Here is a 23,830-nt window from a genome sequence, read left to right as displayed (position 1 = left end):
AGGAGGTGTTGACATGAAACTTCAAGATTTAAGACCTGCGGAAGGTTCCAAAAAATCTCCTAAGAGAATCGGTAGAGGTACTGGTTCAGGATGGGGAAAAACTGCAGGAAGAGGTCAAGATGGACAAAACTCTAGATCAGGTGGAGGAACAAGACCAGGATTTGAAGGAGGTCAGATGCCTTTATACAGAAGATTACCTAAAAGAGGGTTCACAAATATTTTTGCGAAAAAATATTCTTGTATAAATGTAGATAGACTGAATATGTTCGAAGATGGTACAGAAGTTACAACAGAATTGCTATTAGAGAGAAGAGTCATAAGAAAAGCATATGACGGAGTTAAGATACTTGGAAATGGTGATTTAGAAAAGAAATTAACTGTAAAAGTATCAAGATTTTCTAAAGGAGCAGCTGAGAAAATTGAAACAGCTGGAGGAAAAGTTGAGGTGATATAAATGATATCAACCCTACGTAATGCCTGGAAAGTTCCTGATTTAAAAAAGCGTATGATATTCACGCTACTTATGGTTGCAATTATGCGGATGGGTATTTATATTCCTGTTCCTGGTGTAGATGCTAGCAAACTTGTAGACTTAACTAGTAATGGTGGAACTTTAATTAGTTTTTATGATATGATGTCAGGTGGTGCATTAAGTAAATTTAGCATTTTTGCTATGGGTGCTGGTCCATACATAAACGCATCAATTATAATGCAGTTACTTGTAATAGCAGTCCCGTATTTAGAGCAACTTTCTAAAGAAGGGCTTGAAGGACGTAAGAGAATACAAGATCTTACTAGATATGTTTCAATAGTGCTGGGTGCTTTACAGGCCCTCGGTATGTATGCAGTTATTGCAGGTACTGGAGCATTCTCAGATACATCTAGTTTAGCCATATTTTTAGTGATACTAACGATGACTACTGCATCAACATTTTTGGTGTGGATAGGTGAACAAATCACAGGTAAAGGTATAGGTAATGGTATTTCATTAATAATTTTTATTAATATTGTATCTGGATTACCTTCAACGGTGTATAAAATTGCTGAACTTCAGAAGGCAGGCACTGTAAATTTTGTAGAGGTTATGATGTTTATTGTAGTTGCTATAGCATTATTAGTTGCAGTAGTAATAGCAAGTTTAGGTGAAAGAAGAATTCCAGTTCAATATGCCGGAAAAGCTGTTGGAAACAAGGTTTTTAAAGGACAATCAACTCATATTCCAATTGGTGTAACTGCATCTGGAGTTATCGGTATAATTTTTGCAATGTCAGTAATGACATTCCCAGAAACAATAGCACAGATTAAACCGACATCTTCAATTGCAAAGTTCATTGTAGGAAGTCCTTGGAGCATATTTGAAAGAAACAGTTGGAAGTATTCATTGGTGTATTTTGTATTAATAGTATTCTTTACATGGTTTTATACTCAGGTAACATTTAAACCAGATGAAATGGCTGAAAATATGCATAAATCATCAGGTTTCATACCAGGAATTAGACCGGGTGAGAATACAGCAACTTATATCGATAAGGTATTGACTAAGATTTCGATACTGGGAGGAACTTTTGCCGCTGTTATAGCAATATTCCCTATTTTTATAGAGGGATATACTCACTTTAAGGGAATATATTTTGGAGGTACAATGTTATTAATTATGGTGAATGTTGCTCTTGAGACTTTAAGACAACTTGAATCACAATTAGTAATGCGGCATTACCAAGGATTCCTTAAATAAATTATTACCAGGAGATGATACTATGAGAATAATCTTGTTAGGTCCTCCGGGAGCCGGAAAAGGAACGCAAGCAAAATCCATAAGTAATAAATTTTCCATACCACATATATCAACAGGGGACATATTCAGGAAGAATATTTCAGAAAAAACCCCTCTTGGAATTGAAGCTAAGAAACATATTGATAAGGGGCACTTAGTCCCAGATGAATTGACTATAGATATAATCAAGGATAGGTTAAATAATGAAGATTGTAGTAATGGATTTTTACTAGATGGCTATCCTAGAACTGTTAATCAAGGTGAAGCCTTAAAAACTTTATTAGACGGAAAGGGTAACACCCTTGATACAGCGTTATTAATAAAGGTGCCTAGAGAATTTATTCTAGGTAGAATGACTGGTAGAAGGGTTTGTCTTACATGCGGTGCTAGCTATCATATTACATTCAATCCGCCGAAAGTGGACGGAAAATGTAATTTGTGTGGAAGTGATATTGTACAAAGAGCTGATGACACTGAAGAAACCGTTAATGAACGGATAGACATATATGAGGCTCAAACACAACCATTGATAAAGTACTATGATGATAAAAACTTACTATCAGTAGTTGATGGGACGCTAGAAATTAACAGCGTGTTTGAAAGTATCTGTGGTATCTTAGAAGAAATAAAAAAATGATAAACATAAAAAGTGATATGGAAATTCAATACATGAGAAGTGCGGGTAAAGTGGTTTCAGAAGCTCTTGTAATAATTGAACAGGTAATAAAACCTGGAATAACCACTGCAGAACTGGATAAATTAGCTGAAGAGTTCATAGTAAAACAAGGTGCTAAACCATCTTTTAAGGGTTATTGTGGATTTCCAGCTTCCATATGTACATCTGTTAATGATGAAGTGGTTCATGGGATTCCATCTAACCGTATTTTACTTGAAGGAGACATAATTAGCATAGATTGTGGTGCCATATTAAATGGCTATCATGGAGATGCTGCTAGAACTTTTCCAGTAGGAAAAGTATCCAATGAAGCTACAATGCTCATTGAGGTCACTAAAAACAGTTTCTTTAAGGGTGTTGAAAAAGCTATAATCGGTAATAGATTATCAGATATATCTGCGCAAATTCAGTGTTATGCTGAAGGCCATAGATATTCTGTGGTTAGGGATTTTGTAGGTCATGGAATTGGTAAGTCAATGCATGAGGAACCAGAAATTCCTAATTATGGTGTTCCAAATAGAGGACCTAAGTTAGTTCATGGTATGGTACTTGCAATTGAACCTATGATAAATATAGGAAAGCATTATGTCAAAGTAAAGTCTAATAAGTGGACGGTAGTAACGCGAGATGGCAGTTTATCTGCACATTATGAAAATACTGTTGCTATTTTAAAAAATGGTCCTGAAATATTAACTTTGAACTAATAGAGGTGAATGATTTGGAGAAAAATAGCCTTATAGGTAAGGTAGTACATTCTAAAGCGGGAAGGGATATGCATAGAAATTTTATTGTGGTAGGAATACTAAATAACGAATATGTGTATATTTCTGATGGAGAGTTAAGAAAGATTGAGAAGCCTAAGAAAAAGAAGGTTAAACATCTAAAATTTACTCACACAGTAGCTGAGGAAATTAGAGATATAATTTTATCTAATAAAGAGGTTACTAATTCTAAAATTAAAATATTTTTGCAGTCTGCAGATATTGGTAAGGAGGTTTAATTACCTTATGTCAAAAGATGATATAATTGAAATGCAAGGTGTGGTATTAGAAACTTTGCCCAATGCAATATTTCAAGTTGAGCTTGAGAGTGGGCATAAAATATTAGCTCATATTTCAGGAAAGTTAAGAATGAATTTCATAAGAATATTACCAGGAGACAAGGTTACAGTAGAACTTTCCCCATATGATTTGACTCGTGGGAGAATAACTTGGAGAGACAAGTAATAAGGAGGGTTAGCTATGAAAGTAAGGCCATCAGTTAAACCTATGTGTGAAAAATGTAAGGTTATAAAGAGAAAAGGAAGAGTAATGGTTATCTGTGAAAATCCTAAACATAAACAAAAGCAAGGTTAATCGGTTTTATTTACAAATGATATTGAATTAAATATCAAAGCTAATATATTAATAAATGTTTATCATATCGTTTTTAATTATAGATGTGATAAATTATAACAACAATTACGTGGGAGGTGTAAACAGTAAATGGCAAGAATAGCAGGTATTGACCTACCAAGGGAAAAAAGAATTGAAATAGGTTTAACATATATATTTGGTATTGGTTTAACTAAATCACAGGGAATCCTTAAAACAACAGGAGTAAATCCTGACACAAGAGTTAAGGACTTAACTGAAGAAGAAGTTAATGAATTAAGAACATACATCACTAAGAACTTTATTATTGAAGGTGACTTAAGAAGAAGAGTTGCACTAGATATAAAAAGGTTAATGGAAGTTGGATGTTATAGAGGAATAAGACATAGAAAAGGTCTTCCAGTAAGAGGACAAAAAACTAAAACTAATGCTAGAACAAGAAAAGGCCCTAAGAAAACAATGGCGGGTAAGAAGAAATAGTAAGGAGGGAATGTAATGGCTCAAAAAGTTAAAAGAAGTAGAAGAAAAAAAGAAAGAAAAAATGTTGAGCACGGTTGTGCACACATAAAGTCTACTTTCAATAATTCCATCGTTACACTTACAGATGCAGCTGGTAATGCTTTATCTTGGGCAAGTGCAGGTGGATTAGGTTTTAGAGGATCAAGAAAGAGTACTCCATTTGCAGCTCAAATGGCAGCAGAAGCTGCTACAAAAGCAGCTATGGAGCACGGATTAAAGAGTGTTGACGTATTCGTTAAAGGACCAGGAGCAGGTAGAGAAGCGGCAATTAGATCACTTCAAGCGGCTGGATTAGAAATTACTTTAATCAAAGACGTTACTCCAATTCCACATAATGGATGTAGACCACCGAAAAGAAGAAGAGTATAGTACTTAATATAGTAATTAGTAGATTAATTAGTAGAGTAAATAGGAGGTGTAATTTGAATGGCAAGATATACTGGAGCTACTTGTAGACTTTGTAGAAGAGAAGGCATGAAGCTAAACCTTAAGGGTGATAGATGCTTTACAGATAAATGTGCATTTGCCAGAAGAGGCTATGCACCAGGACAACATGGACAGAGTAAGAAAAAAATGTCTAATTATGGATTACAATTGAGAGAAAAACAAAAGGCTAAGAGAATATACGGAGTGCTTGAAAGTCAATTTAGAAGATACTATGAAAAAGCTGACAAGTTAAGAGGAATAACAGGTGAAAACTTATTAAGACTTTTAGAAGTTAGACTTGATAATGTAGTTTATAGATTGGGTTACGGAAATTCAAGACAAGAAGCTAGGCAACTAGTAACTCACGGACATTTCTTAGTTAATGGTAAAAAGGTAGATATTCCTTCTTACAGTTTAACAGCAAATGAAGTAGTATCTGCATGTGAAAAGAGCAGAGCTACTGAGAAGTTTAAGGTTTTCATTGAAAACCCTAAAGCTTTACCAAATTGGTTAGAAGCTAACTTAGAGAAATTTGAAGGAAAAGTTTTAGCACAACCAACTAGGGAAGATATAGATGTTCCTGTTAATGAAACGTTAATCGTCGAGTTATACAGCAAATAGTCATTAATATAGAATCAGTTGCCCTCATAATAGGTTGCCAATTAAAAAAGAGGAGGGTTTATTATGTTAGAGATAGAAAAGCCAAAAATAGAATGTGTAGAAACAGCTGAAGATGGTTCTTATGGTAGATTCGTAATTGAACCATTGGAAAGAGGCTATGGTATAACTTTAGGGAATGCATTAAGAAGAATTCTTCTTTCTTCATTACCTGGAGTTGCTACAAGTGCAGTTAAGATTGATACAGTACTTCACGAATTCTCCACTGTTAAAGGTGTTAAAGAAGATGTTACAGAATTAATTCTAAACATCAAAAGCTTAGCACTTAAAATGGAGGGAGAAGGTCCTAAAACAATTTATATTGATGCTAAAGGACCTGGAGTAGTTACTGGAGCAGATATTAATACTGATGGAGATATAGAAGTCGTTAATACCGATTTACATATAGCAACATTAGATGATGATGCTAAATTATACATGGAACTAACTGTTAACAAAGGTAGAGGATATGTGTCTATGAGTAAAAACAAGACAGATGAATTGCCAATAGCTACAATACCAGTAGATTCAATTTACACTCCAGTTAAGAGAGTAAATTTTGCTGTTGAAAACACTAGAGTAGGCCAGATTACTGATTATGATAAATTAACTATTGAAATTTGGACTAATGGAACAATTAGACCAGATGAAGCTATTGGTTTATCAGCTAAAATCCTTATCGAACACTTTAAGTTATTTATGACATTAACAGATCATGCTGATAATGTTGAAATAATGGTTGAAAAAGAAGAAGATAAGAAAGAAAAAGTTCTTGAGATGACTATTGAAGAACTTGACCTTTCCGTTAGAAGCTATAATTGCTTAAAAAGAGCTGGAATTAATACAGTTCAAGAACTAACAGAAAGATCAATGGATGATATGATGAAAGTTAGAAATTTAGGTAAGAAATCACTTGAAGAAGTTGAACAGAAACTTCAAGCTTTGAGTTTGAACTTAAAACTAACTGAAGAGTAAGGAGGAGAACACATGGCACAATATCGTAAATTAGGACGCGCCACTGATCAAAGAATTGCAATGTTTAGAAGTCTTGCAACTAATTTGTTGAAATATGGAAAAATTGAAACTACAGTAACTAGAGCAAAAGAAACTAGAAAATTTGCTGAAAGAATGATAACTCTTGGAAAAAGAGGAGATCTTCATGCTAGAAGGCAAGCACTTGCATTTATTACTGAAGAAAGCGTTGTTAAAGATTTATTTGAGAATATTGCACCCAAGTATGCTGAGAGAAACGGCGGATATACTAGGATAATGAAAATGGGTCCAAGAAGAGGCGACGCAGCAGAAATGAGCATAATAGAATTAGTATAGTTTGAGAAAAGGGGATTAAGTGGGAACAAACTTAATCCCCATTTTCATATTCATATTTATAAACGTAGGGAGTGACACTTATGGGTGAAAAAATGGTTATATGTAATAAACTTGTTTATAAGTACCCTCGAAGTGAAGATGAACAACCTAAAGTAGCCATAGATGGATTAGATTTAGAGGTTAACAAGGGTGAATTTCTAGTAGTATTAGGTCATAACGGCTCAGGAAAATCTACCTTTGCTAAACATGTAAATGCACTTTTAATACCAACTGAAGGGGAAATCTATGTAGATGGATTGCAAACCTCTGTAGAATCTAATCTATGGAAAATTAGGAATGTAGCTGGCATGGTATTTCAAAATCCAGATAATCAAATTGTTGCAACGATTGTAGAAGAAGATGTAGCATTTGGTCCAGAGAACTTAGGCCTAGATCCTAAAGAAATTAGACAAAGAGTGGATGAATCATTAAAAAATGTAAAAATGTACGAATATACAAAACATGCTCCACATTTACTTTCAGGTGGTCAAAAACAAAGGGTAGCTATCGCTGGTATTCTTGCTATGAGGCCGAAGTGTATTGTTTTTGATGAACCAACAGCTATGCTTGATCCATTTGGGAGAAAAGAAGTTATTAGAACTATTAAAGAAATAAACAAAAAACATGGCATAACAATAATTTTAATAACCCACAACATGGAAGAATCAGTAGACGCTGATAGAATTGTAGTTATGGATAGTGGCAAAATCGTAATGAATGGAAAACCTAAAGAAATATTTAGAAATGTACCTGTTATGAAAAAAATAGGTTTAGATGTTCCAATGGTGACAGAACTAGCGTATGAACTTAAGCAAAGTGGTATTAATATAGAAACAGATATATTAACTATAAATGAGATGGTGAATGCATTATGTCAATTAAAATAGAAAACTTAACGTATATATATATGCCAAAAACTCCTTTTGAAAAAAAAGCTATAGATAATGTATCTATAGAAATAAAGCAAGGGGAATTTGTAGCACTAATTGGGCATACAGGTTCAGGGAAATCTACCCTAATACAACATATAAACGGACTGTTAAAACCAACATCAGGTAGAATATTAGTAGACGACATAGATATAACAAACAAAAATGTGAAATTGACAAACATAAGAAAAAAGGTTGGACTAGTATTTCAGTATCCTGAATATCAACTTTTTGAAGAAACTATTGAAAAAGACATTGCTTTTGGGCCACAAAATTTAGGCTTAGATAATGATGAAATAAACAAAAGAGTTCAGCGAGCTATGAAAATTGTTGGACTGGATTATGAAGAGTATAAGGACAAATCACCTTTTGAAATAAGTGGTGGTCAAAAGAGAAGAGTAGCTATTGCAGGAGTAGTGGCTATGCAGCCAAAGGTCTTAATTTTAGATGAACCAACTGCAGGACTCGATCCAAAAGGAAGAGACGATATCTTAAGTAAGCTTGTTGAATTGTACAACCAAAATGACATGACTATAATTTTAGTATCGCATAGTATGGAAGATGTGGCCAAGGTTGCAAATAGAATTGTAGTAATGGATAAAGGAAAGTGTATTCTAGACGGGTCGCCACAGAAGGTATTTAGTGAAATAGAATTATTAGAAAGTGTAGGTCTAGCAGTGCCACAGGCAACATACTTAATTAGGGAACTACGTAATAAAGGATTCGATTTATCACAAGATATATTTACCTTAGAAAAAGCTAAACAAGAATTGCTTAGAATATTAAAAAAGAATTAGTATAAATTTTTTGTATTAAGAAGACATCATATATAAAGCAGTAATATGTGCTTCTTTCAGCACAGTGGAGGAATTTGTATGATCAAAGATATTACAATAGGTCAATATATACCAGGGGAGTCTTTTGTACATAAATTAGATCCAAGATTTAAGATACTAATATCCCTTTTGTTTATTGTGGACCTATTTTTGGTAAATAATTTTATAGGCTATTTATTTATAATTATATTTCTTTTAGCCACAATAATAATAGCTAATTTGTCATTTAAGTACATTTATAATGGGTTAAAGCCTATTTTAGTTTTATTACTTATTACAGCAGTATTAAACATTTTTATGACTAGCGGGAAAGAGTTAAATTTAATTTTTCACTATGGGTTTATAAATGTTTATAAAGAAGGTCTAATAGTTGCAGCGTTTATGATTCTTAGACTTGTGTTTTTAATTATGGGAACATCAATATTGACATTAACTACATCCCCAATAGAGTTAACAGATGGCATAGAAAATCTTTTAAATCCATTTAAAAGAATAGGCGTGCCAGCCCATGAGTTAGCAATGATGATGACTATTGCATTAAGATTTATTCCCACTCTTATGGATGAGACTGATAAAATTATGAAAGCACAAATGGCAAGAGGTGCTGATTTTGAGTCTGGGAATTTGATAAGTAGAGCAAAAAGTTTAATCCCTATTTTAGTACCCTTGTTTATAAGTTCTTTTAGACGGGCTGATGAATTAGCAATGGCTATGGAATCAAGATGTTACAAAGGTGGAGAAGGAAGAACTAGAATGAAACAACTAAAGATAACAAAAAAAGATTATGTTGCAAGTTTTGCTTTTACACTGTTGTTTATTATTACTATTGTTAGTAGAACATAATATTCTACTAAAGTGCAAAGGATTATTAAATCCTAGGTATAAATAGAAAAGGACGTGGAATAGTGAAAAATATAAAGCTCATAATAGAATACGATGGAACAAACTATTCAGGTTGGCAAAGGCAAAAGCAAAATAATGTTAGAACTATTCAAGAAAAAATAGAGCTTGCTATTGAAGAGATTACAGGTGAAAAAACTCAAATTACGGGGTCTAGTAGAACAGATGCCGGAGTTCATGCAAAAGGGTATACAGGAAACTTTTATACTGATAGTAAAATATCTGCGGAAAAATTCACAGGAGCTATAAATAGTAAGCTCCCCTTAGATATTGTGATTTTACATTCTATTGAGGTTCCATATGAGTTTCATTCAAGGTATAATAGTAAAGGGAAGCGGTACAGTTACACTATACTTAATAGGCGAGAGTCTGTTGCCGTAGGACGTAATTACATATATAACCATAAAGAGATATTAGATGTAGATGCTATGAAACTAGGGGCGTTATATTTTATAGGTACTCATGATTTTTCTGCATTCAAAAATCTGGGCAGTTCGGTTAAAACTTCTGTACGAACTATTTCGCAACTAGATATAATAAAGGATGAAGAACTTATAAAAATATATATTGCTGCTGACGGATTCCTTTATAATATGGTTAGAATAATAGTTGGAGCGCTAATTAGGGTTGGAGAAGGAAAAATTAAACCTAATGAAATTAAAGATATAATTGAGTCAAAAGAGAGAGCAAAGGCTGGAAAATCTGCTCCACCCGGGGGATTATGTTTGGAGGAAGTTTTTTATTAAAATAAAAATCAATAAAATTCAAACAGCACGTGTAAAAACATTGACACACCCGGTAGAATGTATTATACTTATTAATGTTTGTATAAAATATCGTGTATAAGATCCACTAGCCCCGGATCTTTAGCATAGGAAGTTAATTGTTAAAAGTTCAGGGAGGGAAAATAATGAAATCATACTTAGCAAAACCACTAGAAGTAGAAAGAAAATGGTTCGTTGTAGATGTAGAAGGAAAAGTTTTAGGAAGAGCAGCTAGTCAAATAGCAGCTATATTAAGAGGAAAGCACAAACCAACATTTACACCACATGTTGATACAGGTGACTTTGTAATTGTAATAAATGCTGATAAGATAGTTTTAACTGGTAAGAAATTAGACCAAAAAATGTTAAGACATCACTCTTTTTATCCAGGTGGATTAAAAGAAGTTCCATATAGAATAGCAATAGTTAAAAAACCTGAGTTTATTTTTGAAGAAGCAGTAAGAAGAATGCTTCCAAAGGGACCATTAGGTCGTCAAACACTTAAAAAATTAACTGTATACAGAGGATCAGAACATAAAAATGAAGCACAAAATCCAGAACCACTAGTGCTTAAATACTAATTAGATTCGGAGGGAGGATACATAATGGCAAAGGTTCAATATATAGGAACAGGAAGAAGAAAAAAATCAGTTGCTAGAGTAAGACTTGTACCTGGCGAAGGTAAAATTGTTATAAACAAAAGAAACATAGAAAATTATTTTGGATTAGAAACTTTAATTCTTATAGTTAACCAACCTTTAGTATTAACTGGAACTAAAGATAAATTTGATATTCTAGTTAATGTAAATGGTGGTGGATATACAGGTCAAGCTGGAGCAATAAGACACGGTATTTCTAGATCTTTATTAAAAGCTGACGAAACTTTAAGACCAGAGCTTAAAAAAGCAGGATTTTTAACAAGAGATCCAAGAATGAAAGAAAGAAAGAAATACGGCCTTAAAAAAGCAAGAAAAGCATCTCAGTTCTCAAAGAGATAGTCTTTATAAAGTCAAAAATCCCTCAAACAATCATGTTTGGGGGATTTTTATTTCTTTTAAACTTATAAAATGATTTAAAATCACCTATAGATGACGAATGTTTAGAAAGTTATCTATTAAAAAAGACTATATGGATAATATCTATGTTGGTTCATATTCGCGGACCTCATTGAAAAAACGTACTTTTCGAATCTGTCATTTAAAATACTCCAATTTATATTTTCAATAAATGTAGAAATATATTTTTTCTTATCTGTTCCAAAATCCATGAAATATGCATGCTCATAAACATCCATTACTAATATGGGGAAAGATTGCCATACTGCTCCAGTATCGTGTGAATCGCTTCCTATTATGTGTAATTTGCTATCAAGCGAATCAATAGAGAGAACTACCCAACCTCTCATGGATAATCCTACATTTGTAAGATAGGAGATAAAATCATCATAGGTCGCAAACTGATTTATTATAGCATTAAATATGGGACCATAAGGGGTGTTACTTCCCCCAGTCATGTTTTCAAAATAAAGGTTGTGAAGCTTTACCCCATTCAGTGCATATGTTTCGCCCAGTTTTAAACTGCGCATTTTGGAATAAGTGGCATTGCTATCAGTATAATTACCGGGTATATAGGGAATGTTCCAAATTTCATTTAATTTGCTTACGTAACCCGAATATAGTTTGTAATGCTCATCTAGCTGCTTCTTGGAAAAGCCATTCACCGATTTAAAATCAAAAATGTAAGGCTTTAAATTGTACATTAGATCACCTCTATAAAATATTTTATTCCATTATATTTTAATTATATGATATGTAATGGAAATTTATTATAATATTATTTTATATGGATAGTTAAATCATCTCCTGTGGAGCTGCAACAGCTTTGAAGAAGCTGCATTGACGACTTTAGAAGGAGCTTTATACTCCCACTGAAGTTTTTATTTGTTAGGGTATATAACTACCACTTATAGAAGTGGGAGACTTCCCCTCTGGAATGTCGTTAAAAGTAAATACCTCATATGTTATGTTTGTGTTAAGTTTTTTAAAGTCTATGTTAAATATGTCGTAAATTACTTAACATAAAGTATAAACCTATAGTATTATTTGTGTGAATGATTAAAATACTTATAATACATTAGACATGGAGGAATTTTATGCAGGCTATAAATATGGTTATAGGCCTTTTCGGAGGCGTCGGGTTATTCTTATATGGAATGAAAATGATGGGTGATGGGTTAATAAATGCATCAGGTGAAAAACTCAAAAAGATATTTGATAAAATAACATCTAATCCTATTAAAGGTGTAGCTACAGGAGCTGCAATAACAGCAGTTATTCAAAGCAGTAGTGCAACTACAGTAATGGTAGTTGGTTTTGTTAATGCAGGACTTATGGACCTATATCAGGCAGCGGCGGTAATTATGGGAGCGAATGTTGGAACCACTATAACAGCGCAGCTAATTGCATTTAAACTTGATAATATAATGCCAGTATTTTTAGGAATAGGTTCTTTAACAATATTATTTTCAAAAGATAAAAAGGGTAGGGAAACAGGCAATATTATATTAGGCTTTGGTATTCTTTTCTTAGGAATGGAATTAATGAAGAATGCTATGTCTCCACTAGCCAATTCGCCAGCTTTTGCAACTTTAATAATGAAATTGGAAGGAAATACTATCTTAGCAATTTTAACAGGAGTACTTATGACTTCAGTACTCCAAAGTTCTTCTGCGTCCACGGGTATTTTAGTAGCATTAGCTTCTACATCAGCACTGCCACTCGGAGTGGCGGTACCAATTTTATTTGGTAATAATATAGGCACATGTATAACGGCTTTATTATCGAGTATAGGAACGTCTAAAACAGCAAAGAAAGCAGCTCTAATACATCTGTTTTTTAATATATTTGGTACATTAATTTTTATTCCACTAATAAACCCAGTAATACAACTTGTACAAGTTATAACACCGGGTGGGAGTATAGGTATAAAAAGACAAATTGCGAATGCCCATACAATATTTAATATAACAAATACCATAATTATGGTGCCATTTATTAGATATCTCGTTTTACTTGTTAACAAGATTATACCTGGAGAAGATGAAGTTGTAATAATGGGGGTTAAGTATATAGATGATAGATTACTAGAGACACCAGTTATTGCGGTTGGGCAAACATCGCAAGAGGTAGTTAGAATGGCTAACTTAGCAAAAGAAAATGTACAGCTTGCTATGGAGTGTTTTACTAACAATAACGAAAGTAATATAAGAACTGTTTATGAAAATGAAAAATTAATAAACTTACTTGAAGATGAAATTACATCATATTTAGTAAAGCTTTCATCAACACAATTATCGGAGGAACAAACTAAAATAGTAACTTCTATGTTCAATGTAGTAAATGATATAGAGCGTATAGGAGATCATGCTGAAAATTTAGTGGATTTAACTAGTGAAAAGATTCAAAAGAATTTGAAATTCTCAAAAGAAGCTATAGAAGAGTTAGATGGAATGTATAAATACATAGTAAATGCCCTAGAAATTAGTATTGAGAGTTTTGAAAACAATGATATTATGAAAGCAGAATCCGTTATGGCAATAGAAAGTAGAATTGACAGTTTAGAAAACGAATTAAGATCATCACATATAAGAAGATTAAATAGTAGCGGATGCGGGGCTACAGTTGGGACAATGTACCTAGATATTATTAGCAATTTTGAAAGAATAGGAGATCATGCAACCAATATCGCAGAAGTGGTAATAAACAAATAATCATAATTTATATAAGTGAAATATATTTACATATAACTTGAGGAAAGCAGAAAGCAGTCGCTATAATTTTTAGCGGGTGCTTTTTGTTTTCCGTTAAATTGTAAATATAAATACTGCATATAGATTTTTATAAAAAAGGATCTAAAGCAAATATGAAAATACTAATAAATCATCTGCAAGTTGAATAAAGTTAACATATATTAATAAATAAAAGGGTGGATGAATTGAGGTATAAAAATAACAAATTAGTAGCAATTATCATAGTAATCATTGTAGGGATGGTAGGCTTTATAGGCGTAAATCTAAGCTTTTCAAAAGAAACTATGAATGCTAGTAAAGGGAATAAAAAAATACTCATCGATGCCGGACATGGAGGGATGGATGGTGGCACAAGCTCTCAAAATGGTACTGTAGAAAAAGATATAAATTTAAGTATAGCAAAAAAGCTTAAAGAGAGCTTAAAAAAAGCAGGATATGAGGTAGTTATGACAAGAGAAGAAGATACAGGATCTTATTCAAAAAGTGGAACTATAAGGTCAAATTACAATGAAGATTTAAAAAATAGATGTGATTTAAAGAAATCAAGTAATTGTGATATGTTAATTAGCGTTCATTTAAATTATTTTTCACAGAGTAAATATTATGGAGCACAAGTATGGTACTCAGATTATAAAGATAGCGTTACATTAGCTAGTACAATTCAAAAAAACCTTAGGGTAGATTTGGATCCCAATAATAAGAGAATACAGAAGCCTGCTAAAAATGCTTACAAGTTATTAAGGGTGAATGACAATATGCCAAGCGTTATAGTGGAATGTGGATTTTTATCAAACAATGAAGAAGAACAAAAATTAAAGTCAGATGAATATCAAAGAAAAATTGCAGACTCCATAAGCAAATCTGTAGACGAGTTTTTTAAAAGTAATCCAAAAGAGTAAATAAGTATAATGGAGCAAGTTTGGACTAGTTTGAATAATAATACTTATTTAAATGTGGGTAACCTAAAAAGGCATATTATTTTAGAAATATGCTTTTTGGTTTGTAATTAAATTTTCATAATAATACAGCTTTGAAGATGACGATGAACAGATTTAAAAAGGATAATTTAATTGCTAATCGTAGGCTATAGAAGAGGTTTCATCAATAAAAGTCCACCATGTAGGGCCTGGCATTAGTGAAATAGGGTCTCCTTTTCGGTCTGTAATATTTATTTTAGAATTATTCTTCCTATCCCATTTAATATCTTGAGCTTTTCCGCTACAAAACAATAATCCGGTGCCACAAGATTCAGATGAAGCTAAGGTTTCATCATTTACAATGTTACCGTGTACAAATTGCACAATAACATTAGTTAGCTTTACAGGAGTATTATTATCATTATCAATGTTTAAGCCTCTATAATGATAATACTCTCCATTTTGATATAAAAAATTTGAAGATGAATCTTCATTAAAACTTATAAAAATGGAAGTTGCATTGATACCTTTAAGGGCTTTTGTTTCAACGTTATTGGAAAATTTTAATATTGGTAAATATGAATTACAATAATCTTTTAAATTAATTGTTGAACTAACATTTTTAGCACTTTCTTGGCTAAACATAGCTTTATAAGTAAGGCCATTAGACTTACTTAAAAACTCAAGGATCAAATCTGCATTACTAAGTCCCTTAATAGATGGTTCATTAGTAGTATTAATAAAAGTTGCAATTTTTTTGAGCTGGGCAGAATAAGTTTTAGAAACTCTTTCACCTGTATATTTTGGTGTAGTTATTTGATCATGTAAATTAAGGTAACAAATATGCATAGTAAACCTATAAACAAATAGTGAAAGAACTAATACTAAAATAGAACTTAAAAAATATATGATAAAAGTAAAATTTTTCTTTGCCATAAGGTCCTCCCATAGTGTCTATATATAATATTTTAATAGTCTTATTTAACTAGGAACAGGTCGTAAGTAGTAAAATTATTAGAAGATTAACGAGATTTTCTTTATTCAGAGAACCTCTTTATAATTAGTGGCATTAATATCATAATATGAAATAATTAAAATTTTAATACAAAATAATAATATATTTTGTATTATTATTAATCTAATTATATTAAAAAAAATAAATCCTGTGATATAATTAGATTAATCATAAGTACAATCAAAGTATAAGTAAGAATAAAAAAACACAATATAATAATGCTATAGTGAAAAAGATGTTAGGAACATAAAAATAAATAACAATACAAAGGTATTTCGGACATTTTTAAGATTTGGTTTGGGTATACTAATTCTGAAATGTGTATATAAATTTAGAAATTTTACAACAATGACAGTTATACAAAAAAAATTTAAATCCAACAGATTTAAGTTTGAAATATTATTGACTAGTAAAATAATAAGGTATACAATTAAGCTATAAATATACCCTGGTGGGGTATAATAATTGGAGGTAATAATATGATTAAAGAAGTTAATGATAAAAATTTTAATGAGGAAATTGGAAATTCAGATAATATAGTTGTAGTTGATTTTTGGGCGCCTTGGTGTGGACCTTGTAAAATGTTGACTCCAGTAATTGAAGAATTAGCAAAGGAAATGGGAACAAAAGTTAAATTTGCAAAAGTAAATGTAGATGAGAGTCCTATGATATCATCAAAGTATAAAATTTCAAGTATTCCAACAGTTATGGTATTTAGCAAAGAAGCAGTTAAAGAAACTATGGTAGGATTCAGACCTAAAGCAGACTTAAAGAAAATAATAGAAAATCATATATAAAATATTACAGCACTAAAAATGATGATTGATATGGTAATAAAGTTAAATAAAGTAATGTAAGTATTAAATAGAAATGTTTGGAGATAGATATTTTAAATTTTTATAATTTAAATAAATATCTCCATTTTCTAAGTGAAGAATTTTTATTTATCATAGGGACAAATAAGTAGAATGGCAGATACTAGGATAAAAACATAAGGAGGAGAAATTATGGGTGAGAGATATGATATAGCTATAATTGGAACAGGCCCAGCAGGCCTTGAAGCAGCTATTAGTGCTAAAATTAGAAATAAAAACATAATAATTTTTGGAAGCAAAGAATTAAGTCCAAAGCTAGTAAAAGCAGCAAAGGTAAACAATTTTTTAGGGTTCTATAACGTTTCAGGAAAGGACCTTAAGAATGAATTTGCAGCACATGTTGCTGCCATGGGGATAGGTATTGTAAATGAGAGAATAAATAATGTTTATGCCATGGGGGATTATTTTGCTTTGATGGTAAATGAAAAAATATATGAGGCTAAAGCAATAATTTTAGCTACGGGGATAGAATACACGAAAGCATTAAAAGGAGAAGAAGAGTTTTTAGGAAAAGGAGTAGGGTACTGTGCTACTTGCGATGCTCCATTATATAAAGGAAAAACAGTTGTTATAGTCGGATATAATAAAGAAAGTGAAGAAGAAACTAATTATGTAAGTGAATTGAGTGGAAAAACATATTATATCCCTATGTACAAAGGGGAATACGATTTAAATTCTAACGTGGAGATAATAAAAAATAAGCCTTTAGAAATAGTTGGTGAGGATGTGGTAACTAAGGTTATTTTAGAGAAGGGCGAGATAACTACAGATGGAATTTTCATGCTAAGAGATAGTGTGTCTCCTAGTCAATTGGTGCCAGGTCTTGAAATCGAAGAGGGACATATAAAAGTTGATAGAAGTATGAAAACCAATATAGAAGGATGTTTTGCAGCAGGCGACTGCATAGGTAAGCCATATCAGTATATTAAGGCTGCAGGTGAAGGATTAGTAGCAGCATTAAGTGCAGTTACCTATTTAGATAAAGAACATAAAAATAAATAAGATAGATGCTGACTATTTATTTTTATGTTATTAACAATAAAATTAGGTAGCTAACTGTAGTTAGAACTAGCTGTAGCTAGAATTAACTAAAGTGAGCTACCTGGCTGTAGCTTATAACTACAGTTTTTTTTTATTTAACTACAAAGAAAACATGATTTCCTATAGTTTTTACATTTGTTTTTTTTATACCTATCATCCACTGAGAAGTAGATATTTCAGGGTTATAAAAGAAAACAGCATTATATGTAGGATCTTTACCTTTTAATGCATCTAATACAGCAGTGTAACAAGCAGAATCGGGAATAACATTCGCTTTGCCATTGTGAATTATTTTCCCATCTTTAACACAAGAAAAAGCGTTTTTTTGATTTATAACACCAGAAATAGATTTTGGGAAATGACCATCACGAGCACGATTTAGTATAACGGATGCTACTGCGAGTTTGCCGATATCAGGTTCACCACAACTCTCGGCGTATACAACTTGCGACATTAAATAAATGTCGTTATCAGTAATGTAAATTGAGCTATTTGACTGTTTAAATACTGCGACTGCTTCTAGTTTATCGTTATATAAATCTTTAATTTCTGAATCAAATGAGTATAAATTTTTACCATTTACTCTTAAACTAGGCAATACTAATAATAATGTTAGCATACAAGATAAAAAAGCAAATTTTTTCATAGTATCTCTCCTTTTGCCTACGGAGTTAGCTGACGGGTTCGGGAAAGGTTTAACCTACACAATAAGTGATTCACCCCAAATGCTTGGTTCCTCCGTATTTTTTACTTCGGCTAATAATAGTGTGACCAAGAGTACGAAAATAATACGCTAAATTTTTATATTATAACGAAAAACAATGAAGTTATAAAATATATACGTATTTATTTATTATTCTTTAGCTGAGTATAGACTTTAATAAAATCATTATAAGAACGTTCCACTTGTGTAAATAGCACATTAGAAGAATTGTATAGAGCATCTAATGCGGCGGTGTCTACAGCCGTACTTAAAGTTTGAACTTTCTCACTTGTTAGCGCAAGTTTAAAATCCCTTAAATAGCTTTCCTGGTTATCTAATAAAAGTTTGAAGGATTCATAAGTAGTAATAGCCGCAGGAGGCACAGATAAACCTTTAAATGTAGTTTGCATTTCGCTTAATTTTGTAAAATCACTATCTACTAGCGACAAAAGGTCATCATAGGATATCTCTTTTTTTCTCGCTTTTATTACATTTGAGTAAAAATCAGTTTTAGCATCTAAAAAATCCACGGATAAGCTATCAGTTTTATTGATAAATTCCTGAGTTTGTTCCGATTTAATATCTGTTTCTTTTCTTATCATTACGGCGCTATAACTGTAATTAAGTACATTATCAATGAAGACTAAAGATGTTCTTGGCAGTGTTATTTCAATATTACGAATATCTACTAAGGAGTAAAAATTCATGCAATCATTTCTAAAGGTTTTAAGATCCTCCACGGATTTTTCTACATCTCGACCAGAAGGATTATTTAAAATTGCTAGTGTTTGTCTGTATATTAATAGGTTTTTGTCTAAGCCTGATTTTAAATTTTCATGATCTTTTTTATATTTCGCGGTAGGTTCTGAATTTGATAAATTATCGCGGAGCTTAGCTAAATCTTTAATAATACTAGGCAATTGTTCTTTGGCATAACCAACATCTATTGTTTGGCCACTATTAAACCGTCCTGTATTGTTATTAACCGTATTAATAATATTAATATTAGTTATTAAGGCAGTTTTATAGGAATCATATACCTTATTTATAGATTTGTAATAGATAGTTAAGGAAATACCTATGGAGATCATGATAATAGATAGAAAAAGTATGATTTTAAATGTTTTTCTTTTGTTATTAGTATCTATAATATCTACATTTTCTTTTTGCTCGTTCAAAAAAACTCACTCCCTTATTATTTGTCTTGTATTCATATATTAATTTAATACATATATTATTCTAGTTTAGTTACAGAATTATACTCTTAGAATGTAAAAGTGGTATATGTTGAATAAAATTACTTTGAAATGTGTGCTTAATTGTTATAATAAAATTAAATTATAATATATACTAATAAAGCAAATCATGGTGTATAATTGTAAATAGGAGTTTTAGTAGAGGGGTGTGGGCTTTATGGAAGTATTTAAATTAATGATAAGCACAATCAAAAATATAAGCATATTTTCAATTTTGGATATATTAGTGGTGGCGTTTATATTCTATAAAAGTTACATGCTAATGAAAGAAACAAGAGCTATACAGTTATTAAAAGGAATGATTTTTATTTTTGTGCTTATTCCGATAAGCCAATTGCTTAATTTAACAGTATTAAATTGGGTTTTAAATAAGACAATAACAATTGGTGTTTTGACTATTGTTATCATCTTTCAACCAGAAATAAGAAGGGCGTTAGAGCACATCGGAAGGACCGCTTTTGCTGATAAACACGTATTTGAAGATGAACAAATAATGGAGAAGGTTATAACTGAAATTGTCAATGCCGTTGAAATTTTATCAAAAAGTAAAACAGGGGCACTAATAGTAATAGAACAAAGGACAGGTATTGCAGAAATTATTAAAACAGGAACCGCATTGGATGCTGTAATATCTACAGCTTTACTAGAAAATATATTTGTAGTTAATACCCCCCTTCATGATGGGGCTACAATAATTAGAAATGATAGAATAATCGCGGCAGGATGTTTTCTGCCTTTAACAAATAATGATGTAATAAGTAAGAAACTAGGGACGCGGCATAGAGCGGCAATAGGAATAACAGAAACTTCAGATGCTCTAACAATAATAGTATCAGAAGAAACAGGAACTATATCTATAGCAATGAATGGAAGATTGCTAAGGAACTATGACAAGGATAAGCTTAAAAAAATACTTCTTCAAATAATAAAAAGAAGACAAACTAAAAAAATAACCTTAAAGGAGAGAGTAAAGGCATGGATAAAAACGGAAAACAAGAATTTATAATTAAAATTTGCTGCGTAATAGCTGCCTTTGCTTTATGGCTTTTTATATCAAGCACAGAAAATCCACTTACTGCTTATAAGCTTCAAAACATACCTGTACAGCTTTTAAATACAAATGTATTAACCCAGTCAAATCTCGTTTTAGTACCAGGGCAAGATTTAACAACATCCATAAATATCAAAGGGGCTAGTACTAGTATAATTTTGGGTAAGAAAGCAGAAGATTTCACATTAGTTGCAGATTTAAGTTCATATGCTCTTAAAACTGGAGAACAAATGATTCCTATTGAAATAAGAAAAAGCCCTAATAATATAACAGTGGTAAATAGTAATGGTCTTTTTATAAAGGTAAACTTAGATAAACGGATTGAATCTAATCTACCTATAAATGTAATTACAAGTGGAAAACCCAAAGAAGGCTTCTATGCATCTGAACCAGAAATATCCCAAAGTAATGCTAAAGTAGTAGGTGGGTCAAAGTTTGTAAATGTAGTGAAAAAAATATTAGTAGAAGTTAATATACAAGACGTGGAATCAAATATTGCAAAAACATACACGCTTAAACCAGTAGATGAAGAAGGTAAGGAAGTAAAAGGAGTGGTTGTAAACCCAGTTCAGATAGATGTTAAGATTCCTATAAGGAAGACTAAGTCTGTAGGAGTAACGGTGAAAACCATAGGAGTTTTGAATCCTAATTTTACGCTAAAGAGCATAAAAGTGCAACCAGAACGGTTTGATGTAACAGGAAGTGTAGATGCACTTAAACAAGTGGAAAATTTAAACACGGAAGCTATTGACCTAAGTAAAATAAACAAAAGTACTACGATGAATGTTAAAGTATTAATTCCAGGTGGATTAAGTTTAGTTAGTGGTACTGCTTTAGTTAAGGCTGAGATTAATTTAGATGAGGTAGTGAAAAAGAATATAGATGAGGTAGTGCAAAAAAAACTAAGTCAAGACATCAAATATATTAATTTAGATGAAAAATATCAAGTGAAACTCGAAAAAAATAATGACTCACTACTGGTTTCAGGTACGCAGGCCGTTATGGATTCTTTGGATTTGACAAAAATTAGCGCCGTAGTAGATTTAGCTAATTTAGTAGAAGGAGAACACTCTGTGAAAGTAGTGGCAAGTATGCCAGAAGGAGTAAATTTAATATCACAAGACCAAGATAAAATATTAGTAACTATTACGAAGAAACAAACGGAGGTAATGACAGGAAATGACAATAAGAGTGAATAACATAGTCCTAGATATAGACGATACTATAGATACTATAAAAACAAAGGCAGCAAAAATAATGAGAGTTGATGAGAACGAAATAAAAGATTTTAGAATAGCTAAAGAATCCATAGATGCTAGGAAAAAAAATAACATTAAATTTAATTATGCTGCTTGTATTAAAATGGATGATGAATTAAAAATTGTAGAGAGGGCAAATCATAAAGATGTTAAACTTGAAGAAGTTAAGTATAATGCTGAGTTTGAATTTGGAACGAGTGAGATGCAGCATAGACCTATAATCGTAGGAATGGGTCCAGCAGGTATGTTTGCTGGGCTTCTTATGGCGCAAAAGGGATACAAGCCTCTAATTATTGAAAGAGGAGAACAGGTAGAGCTTAGAACAAAAAGCATAAACAAATTTTGGACTAGGGCGGTGCTCAATACAGAATCAAATGTGCAATTTGGTGAAGGTGGAGCGGGAACCTTTTCAGATGGAAAGCTAACTACAAGAATAAAGGACACTAGATGTGACTACATATTAGAGGAATTTGTGAAAGCTGGTGCACCTGAGGAAATATTGTATATTGGCAAGCCTCACATAGGTACAGATGTGTTAAAAGAAGTTGTGAAAAATATAAGGGAAAGTATTATTAAACTAGGTGGAGAAGTAAGATTTAATAGTAAGCTTTCCGATATAAAAATTAAAGATAAAAAGGTGAAAAGCATAATAGTAAATGGGGAAGAGTTGCCTTGTGATAGCTTAATTTTAGCTCCAGGACATAGTTCCAGGGATACCTATGAAATGTTATATAAAAAAGGCGTATTTATGTCTAGTAAGCCATTTGCAATGGGGGTTCGAATAGAGCATCCTCAGGATATGATCAATGAAAATCAATATGGAAAATATGCTAACCACCCAAGGTTAAAAGGTGCTGATTACAAGCTTACTTATACAAGTGGAAAATCTGGAAGAGCAGTATATAGTTTTTGTATGTGCCCAGGCGGACAAGTAGTCTCGGCAGCTTCAGAGCAGGGATGCCTTGCAATAAATGGTATGAGTGAATATAAGAGAGATAAGGCTAATGCAAACTCAGCTGTAGTGGTATCTGTAGGACCTAAAGACTTTGGAACAGACGACCCACTTGCTGGTATTGAGTTTCAGAGGCATTATGAAGCACTAGCTTATAAAATTGGAGGATCAAACTATAATGCACCCGTGCAATTAGTTGGAGATTTCCTTAAAGGAATAGACAGTAACAAAATAGGGAGTATAAAACCAAGCTATACACCGGGATATAAATTTGCTGATCTTACTGGGTGTTTGCCTAGTTATGTAACAGATGCTATAAAAGAGGCTTTCCCTAAATTTGATTATAAAATAAAGGGTTTTGCAAGAGAAGACGCAGTTATGACTGGTATTGAAACAAGAACATCGGCGCCAGTAAGAATTGATAGAAATGAGGAATTACAAAGTATATCTCTAGAAGGATTATACCCAGCAGGAGAAGGAGCGGGATATGCGGGTGGAATAATTTCTGCGGCAGTTGATGGATTAAAAACAGCGGAAAGTATAATGAAGAAATGGAAACCTGAATAAGAGCTCATCCTTAGTAAGTGGCTTAGAGCGTGGTTCGTTTTCTAGCTTTATAAAATAATCTATATAGGCAGCTCCAAAAAAATTGACTAGCATACCAGCTAGTTATTTTTTTGTAACACCTGCCTTAAATCATCTCCTGGGTCGCTGAACAGCTATGAAGAAGA

The 23,830-nt window shown here is 32.1% G+C and carries 29 protein-coding genes and 1 riboswitch; of the genes, 25 read left to right on the top strand and 4 right to left on the bottom strand.

Annotated elements, in window-relative coordinates; all coding sequences use genetic code 11:
- The first annotated feature begins 13 nt into the window (after positions 1 to 13).
- The 18 genes from rplO (at position 14) to rpsI (ending at position 11,220) form a co-directional block, all read left to right on the top strand.
- Positions 14 to 454 carry a 50S ribosomal protein L15 gene (gene rplO, locus ACWJKS_RS17090; RefSeq protein WP_165414254.1) on the top strand — a complete coding sequence of 147 codons (441 nt, stop codon included), beginning with the start codon at positions 14 to 16 and terminating at the stop codon, positions 452 to 454.
- Complete coding sequence (secY, locus tag ACWJKS_RS17085) at positions 455 to 1,735, top strand: preprotein translocase subunit SecY (protein WP_462960091.1); 1,281 nt, start codon at positions 455 to 457, stop codon at positions 1,733 to 1,735. It begins immediately after the preceding gene.
- A gap of 22 nt (positions 1,736 to 1,757) precedes the next feature.
- Positions 1,758 to 2,411 (top strand): adenylate kinase, encoded by a 654-nt coding sequence (locus ACWJKS_RS17080; RefSeq protein ID WP_216302370.1) that lies wholly within the window; start codon positions 1,758 to 1,760, stop codon positions 2,409 to 2,411.
- Positions 2,408 to 3,154: a type I methionyl aminopeptidase gene (gene map / locus ACWJKS_RS17075; protein WP_216302371.1), complete on the top strand. Its 747-nt coding sequence runs from the start codon at positions 2,408 to 2,410 to the stop codon at positions 3,152 to 3,154. The genes ACWJKS_RS17080 and map overlap by 4 nt, the downstream gene beginning before the upstream one ends.
- 14 nt (positions 3,155 to 3,168) lie before the next feature.
- The gene (locus ACWJKS_RS17070) at positions 3,169 to 3,450 is read left to right on the top strand and encodes a KOW domain-containing RNA-binding protein (RefSeq protein WP_216302372.1); all 282 of its coding nucleotides are present in this window, start codon (positions 3,169 to 3,171) and stop codon (positions 3,448 to 3,450) included.
- Between the two features lie 7 nt (positions 3,451 to 3,457).
- A complete protein-coding gene (gene infA / locus ACWJKS_RS17065) occupies positions 3,458 to 3,676 on the top strand; it encodes a translation initiation factor IF-1 (RefSeq protein WP_125002904.1) in 219 nt (72 codons plus the stop codon).
- 15 nt (positions 3,677 to 3,691) lie between these two features.
- Positions 3,692 to 3,805: a 50S ribosomal protein L36 gene (gene rpmJ / locus ACWJKS_RS17060; protein ID WP_021122033.1), complete on the top strand. Its 114-nt coding sequence runs from the start codon at positions 3,692 to 3,694 to the stop codon at positions 3,803 to 3,805.
- A 129-nt stretch (positions 3,806 to 3,934) separates the two neighbouring features.
- Positions 3,935 to 4,303 (top strand): 30S ribosomal protein S13, encoded by a 369-nt coding sequence (gene rpsM / locus ACWJKS_RS17055; protein WP_216302373.1) that lies wholly within the window; start codon positions 3,935 to 3,937, stop codon positions 4,301 to 4,303.
- 15 nt (positions 4,304 to 4,318) lie between these two features.
- Positions 4,319 to 4,711 carry a 30S ribosomal protein S11 gene (rpsK, locus tag ACWJKS_RS17050; RefSeq protein WP_165414260.1) on the top strand — a complete coding sequence of 131 codons (393 nt, stop codon included), beginning with the start codon at positions 4,319 to 4,321 and terminating at the stop codon, positions 4,709 to 4,711.
- A 57-nt stretch (positions 4,712 to 4,768) separates the two neighbouring features.
- Positions 4,769 to 5,389 (top strand): 30S ribosomal protein S4, encoded by a 621-nt coding sequence (gene rpsD / locus ACWJKS_RS17045; protein ID WP_165414261.1) that lies wholly within the window; start codon positions 4,769 to 4,771, stop codon positions 5,387 to 5,389.
- 63 nt (positions 5,390 to 5,452) lie between these two features.
- Positions 5,453 to 6,400, top strand: coding sequence for a DNA-directed RNA polymerase subunit alpha (locus ACWJKS_RS17040; protein WP_216302374.1), 948 nt, complete (start codon positions 5,453 to 5,455; stop codon positions 6,398 to 6,400).
- 12 nt (positions 6,401 to 6,412) lie between these two features.
- Positions 6,413 to 6,754 (top strand): 50S ribosomal protein L17, encoded by a 342-nt coding sequence (rplQ, locus tag ACWJKS_RS17035; protein WP_165414263.1) that lies wholly within the window; start codon positions 6,413 to 6,415, stop codon positions 6,752 to 6,754.
- An 80-nt stretch (positions 6,755 to 6,834) separates the two neighbouring features.
- Positions 6,835 to 7,680, top strand: coding sequence for an energy-coupling factor transporter ATPase (locus tag ACWJKS_RS17030; protein WP_216302375.1), 846 nt, complete (start codon positions 6,835 to 6,837; stop codon positions 7,678 to 7,680).
- A complete protein-coding gene (locus ACWJKS_RS17025; RefSeq protein ID WP_165414265.1) occupies positions 7,665 to 8,519 on the top strand; it encodes an energy-coupling factor transporter ATPase in 855 nt (284 codons plus the stop codon). Before ACWJKS_RS17030 ends, ACWJKS_RS17025 begins: the two co-directional genes overlap by 16 nt.
- A gap of 78 nt (positions 8,520 to 8,597) precedes the next feature.
- Positions 8,598 to 9,401, top strand: a complete 804-nt coding sequence (locus ACWJKS_RS17020) for an energy-coupling factor transporter transmembrane component T family protein (protein WP_216302376.1) — start codon at positions 8,598 to 8,600, stop codon at positions 9,399 to 9,401.
- A 62-nt stretch (positions 9,402 to 9,463) separates the two neighbouring features.
- Positions 9,464 to 10,204, top strand: coding sequence for a tRNA pseudouridine(38-40) synthase TruA (gene truA, locus ACWJKS_RS17015; RefSeq protein WP_165414267.1), 741 nt, complete (start codon positions 9,464 to 9,466; stop codon positions 10,202 to 10,204).
- Between the two features lie 164 nt (positions 10,205 to 10,368).
- Positions 10,369 to 10,803, top strand: coding sequence for a 50S ribosomal protein L13 (rplM, locus tag ACWJKS_RS17010; protein ID WP_165414268.1), 435 nt, complete (start codon positions 10,369 to 10,371; stop codon positions 10,801 to 10,803).
- A gap of 24 nt (positions 10,804 to 10,827) precedes the next feature.
- Positions 10,828 to 11,220: a 30S ribosomal protein S9 gene (gene rpsI, locus ACWJKS_RS17005; RefSeq protein ID WP_165414269.1), complete on the top strand. Its 393-nt coding sequence runs from the start codon at positions 10,828 to 10,830 to the stop codon at positions 11,218 to 11,220.
- 116 nt (positions 11,221 to 11,336) lie between these two features.
- Here rpsI and ACWJKS_RS17000 read toward each other — a convergent pair whose 3' ends face one another.
- On the bottom strand, positions 11,337 to 11,981 hold the full coding sequence (locus ACWJKS_RS17000) for a superoxide dismutase (protein ID WP_220286296.1): 645 nt from the start codon (positions 11,979 to 11,981) through the stop codon (positions 11,337 to 11,339).
- Between the two features lie 393 nt (positions 11,982 to 12,374).
- Here ACWJKS_RS17000 and ACWJKS_RS16995 point away from each other — a divergent pair, with 393 nt between their 5' ends.
- On the top strand, positions 12,375 to 13,991 hold the full coding sequence (locus ACWJKS_RS16995) for a Na/Pi cotransporter family protein (RefSeq protein WP_216302378.1): 1,617 nt from the start codon (positions 12,375 to 12,377) through the stop codon (positions 13,989 to 13,991).
- Between the two features lie 224 nt (positions 13,992 to 14,215).
- Entirely contained in the window at positions 14,216 to 14,929 is a 714-nt protein-coding gene (gene cwlD, locus ACWJKS_RS16990) for an N-acetylmuramoyl-L-alanine amidase CwlD (protein WP_220286298.1), read from the top strand.
- A gap of 174 nt (positions 14,930 to 15,103) precedes the next feature.
- On the opposite strand, the gene ACWJKS_RS16985 is transcribed toward cwlD, so the two are convergent.
- A complete protein-coding gene (locus tag ACWJKS_RS16985) occupies positions 15,104 to 15,883 on the bottom strand; it encodes a DUF3048 C-terminal domain-containing protein (RefSeq protein ID WP_216302380.1) in 780 nt (259 codons plus the stop codon).
- Positions 15,884 to 16,441: 558 nt separating this feature from the next.
- Here ACWJKS_RS16985 and trxA point away from each other — a divergent pair.
- Positions 16,442 to 16,759, top strand: a complete 318-nt coding sequence (gene trxA / locus ACWJKS_RS16980) for a thioredoxin (protein ID WP_216302381.1) — start codon at positions 16,442 to 16,444, stop codon at positions 16,757 to 16,759.
- Between the two features lie 210 nt (positions 16,760 to 16,969).
- Positions 16,970 to 17,839 carry an NAD(P)/FAD-dependent oxidoreductase gene (locus ACWJKS_RS16975; protein WP_216302382.1) on the top strand — a complete coding sequence of 290 codons (870 nt, stop codon included), beginning with the start codon at positions 16,970 to 16,972 and terminating at the stop codon, positions 17,837 to 17,839.
- Between the two features lie 130 nt (positions 17,840 to 17,969).
- Here ACWJKS_RS16975 and ACWJKS_RS16970 read toward each other — a convergent pair whose 3' ends face one another.
- Together ACWJKS_RS16970 and ACWJKS_RS16965 are read right to left on the bottom strand one after the other, a co-directional pair.
- Positions 17,970 to 18,524 (bottom strand): cell wall hydrolase, encoded by a 555-nt coding sequence (locus ACWJKS_RS16970; protein ID WP_216302383.1) that lies wholly within the window; start codon positions 18,522 to 18,524, stop codon positions 17,970 to 17,972.
- A riboswitch (cyclic di-AMP (ydaO/yuaA leader) is annotated at positions 18,525 to 18,646 on the bottom strand. It lies immediately after the preceding gene.
- Between the two features lie 78 nt (positions 18,647 to 18,724).
- Positions 18,725 to 19,759 carry a hypothetical protein gene (locus ACWJKS_RS16965; RefSeq protein WP_216302384.1) on the bottom strand — a complete coding sequence of 345 codons (1,035 nt, stop codon included), beginning with the start codon at positions 19,757 to 19,759 and terminating at the stop codon, positions 18,725 to 18,727.
- A gap of 235 nt (positions 19,760 to 19,994) precedes the next feature.
- Here ACWJKS_RS16965 and cdaA point away from each other — a divergent pair, with 235 nt between their 5' ends.
- From cdaA to ACWJKS_RS16950, 3 genes are read left to right on the top strand one after another with little or no spacing between them, the layout of a single operon-like run.
- A complete protein-coding gene (cdaA, locus tag ACWJKS_RS16960; protein ID WP_165414282.1) occupies positions 19,995 to 20,843 on the top strand; it encodes a diadenylate cyclase CdaA in 849 nt (282 codons plus the stop codon).
- The gene (locus ACWJKS_RS16955; protein ID WP_462960090.1) at positions 20,813 to 22,087 is read left to right on the top strand and encodes a CdaR family protein; all 1,275 of its coding nucleotides are present in this window, start codon (positions 20,813 to 20,815) and stop codon (positions 22,085 to 22,087) included. Before cdaA ends, ACWJKS_RS16955 begins: the two co-directional genes overlap by 31 nt.
- The gene (locus ACWJKS_RS16950) at positions 22,068 to 23,666 is read left to right on the top strand and encodes an NAD(P)/FAD-dependent oxidoreductase (protein WP_462960089.1); all 1,599 of its coding nucleotides are present in this window, start codon (positions 22,068 to 22,070) and stop codon (positions 23,664 to 23,666) included. Before ACWJKS_RS16955 ends, ACWJKS_RS16950 begins: the two co-directional genes overlap by 20 nt.
- Positions 23,667 to 23,830 lie beyond the last annotated feature (164 nt).

The organism is Clostridium sp. CM038, assembly GCF_055081105.1.
The sequence above is the reverse complement of the archived record's forward strand: the minus strand, read 5'-3'. Positions and strand labels throughout refer to the sequence as shown.

What these genes read in the sequence shown, in the direction of transcription:
- ACWJKS_RS17040 (WP_216302374.1), top strand. Translation starts at nt 5,453, where the DNA reads ATGTTAGAGATAGAAAAGCCAAAAATAGAATGTGTAGAAACAGCTGAA.
- ACWJKS_RS16985 (WP_216302380.1), bottom strand. Translation starts at nt 15,883, where the DNA reads ATGGCAAAGAAAAATTTTACTTTTATCATATATTTTTTAAGTTCTATT.
- cdaA (WP_165414282.1), top strand. Translation starts at nt 19,995, where the DNA reads ATGGAAGTATTTAAATTAATGATAAGCACAATCAAAAATATAAGCATA.
- rpsM (WP_216302373.1), top strand. Translation starts at nt 3,935, where the DNA reads ATGGCAAGAATAGCAGGTATTGACCTACCAAGGGAAAAAAGAATTGAA.
- trxA (WP_216302381.1), top strand. Translation starts at nt 16,442, where the DNA reads ATGATTAAAGAAGTTAATGATAAAAATTTTAATGAGGAAATTGGAAAT.
- rpsD (WP_165414261.1), top strand. Translation starts at nt 4,769, where the DNA reads ATGGCAAGATATACTGGAGCTACTTGTAGACTTTGTAGAAGAGAAGGC.
- rpmJ (WP_021122033.1), top strand. Translation starts at nt 3,692, where the DNA reads ATGAAAGTAAGGCCATCAGTTAAACCTATGTGTGAAAAATGTAAGGTT.
- ACWJKS_RS17030 (WP_216302375.1), top strand. Translation starts at nt 6,835, where the DNA reads ATGGGTGAAAAAATGGTTATATGTAATAAACTTGTTTATAAGTACCCT.
- secY (WP_462960091.1), top strand. Translation starts at nt 455, where the DNA reads ATGATATCAACCCTACGTAATGCCTGGAAAGTTCCTGATTTAAAAAAG.
- ACWJKS_RS17000 (WP_220286296.1), bottom strand. Translation starts at nt 11,981, where the DNA reads ATGTACAATTTAAAGCCTTACATTTTTGATTTTAAATCGGTGAATGGC.
- infA (WP_125002904.1), top strand. Translation starts at nt 3,458, where the DNA reads ATGTCAAAAGATGATATAATTGAAATGCAAGGTGTGGTATTAGAAACT.
- rplM (WP_165414268.1), top strand. Translation starts at nt 10,369, where the DNA reads ATGAAATCATACTTAGCAAAACCACTAGAAGTAGAAAGAAAATGGTTC.
- ACWJKS_RS16950 (WP_462960089.1), top strand. Translation starts at nt 22,068, where the DNA reads ATGACAATAAGAGTGAATAACATAGTCCTAGATATAGACGATACTATA.
- ACWJKS_RS16955 (WP_462960090.1), top strand. Translation starts at nt 20,813, where the DNA reads ATGGATAAAAACGGAAAACAAGAATTTATAATTAAAATTTGCTGCGTA.
- map (WP_216302371.1), top strand. Translation starts at nt 2,408, where the DNA reads ATGATAAACATAAAAAGTGATATGGAAATTCAATACATGAGAAGTGCG.
- rpsI (WP_165414269.1), top strand. Translation starts at nt 10,828, where the DNA reads ATGGCAAAGGTTCAATATATAGGAACAGGAAGAAGAAAAAAATCAGTT.
- ACWJKS_RS16970 (WP_216302383.1), bottom strand. Translation starts at nt 18,524, where the DNA reads ATGAAAAAATTTGCTTTTTTATCTTGTATGCTAACATTATTATTAGTA.
- ACWJKS_RS17080 (WP_216302370.1), top strand. Translation starts at nt 1,758, where the DNA reads ATGAGAATAATCTTGTTAGGTCCTCCGGGAGCCGGAAAAGGAACGCAA.
- ACWJKS_RS16995 (WP_216302378.1), top strand. Translation starts at nt 12,375, where the DNA reads ATGCAGGCTATAAATATGGTTATAGGCCTTTTCGGAGGCGTCGGGTTA.
- rpsK (WP_165414260.1), top strand. Translation starts at nt 4,319, where the DNA reads ATGGCTCAAAAAGTTAAAAGAAGTAGAAGAAAAAAAGAAAGAAAAAAT.
- rplO (WP_165414254.1), top strand. Translation starts at nt 14, where the DNA reads ATGAAACTTCAAGATTTAAGACCTGCGGAAGGTTCCAAAAAATCTCCT.
- ACWJKS_RS17025 (WP_165414265.1), top strand. Translation starts at nt 7,665, where the DNA reads ATGTCAATTAAAATAGAAAACTTAACGTATATATATATGCCAAAAACT.
- ACWJKS_RS16975 (WP_216302382.1), top strand. Translation starts at nt 16,970, where the DNA reads ATGGGTGAGAGATATGATATAGCTATAATTGGAACAGGCCCAGCAGGC.
- ACWJKS_RS17020 (WP_216302376.1), top strand. Translation starts at nt 8,598, where the DNA reads ATGATCAAAGATATTACAATAGGTCAATATATACCAGGGGAGTCTTTT.
- rplQ (WP_165414263.1), top strand. Translation starts at nt 6,413, where the DNA reads ATGGCACAATATCGTAAATTAGGACGCGCCACTGATCAAAGAATTGCA.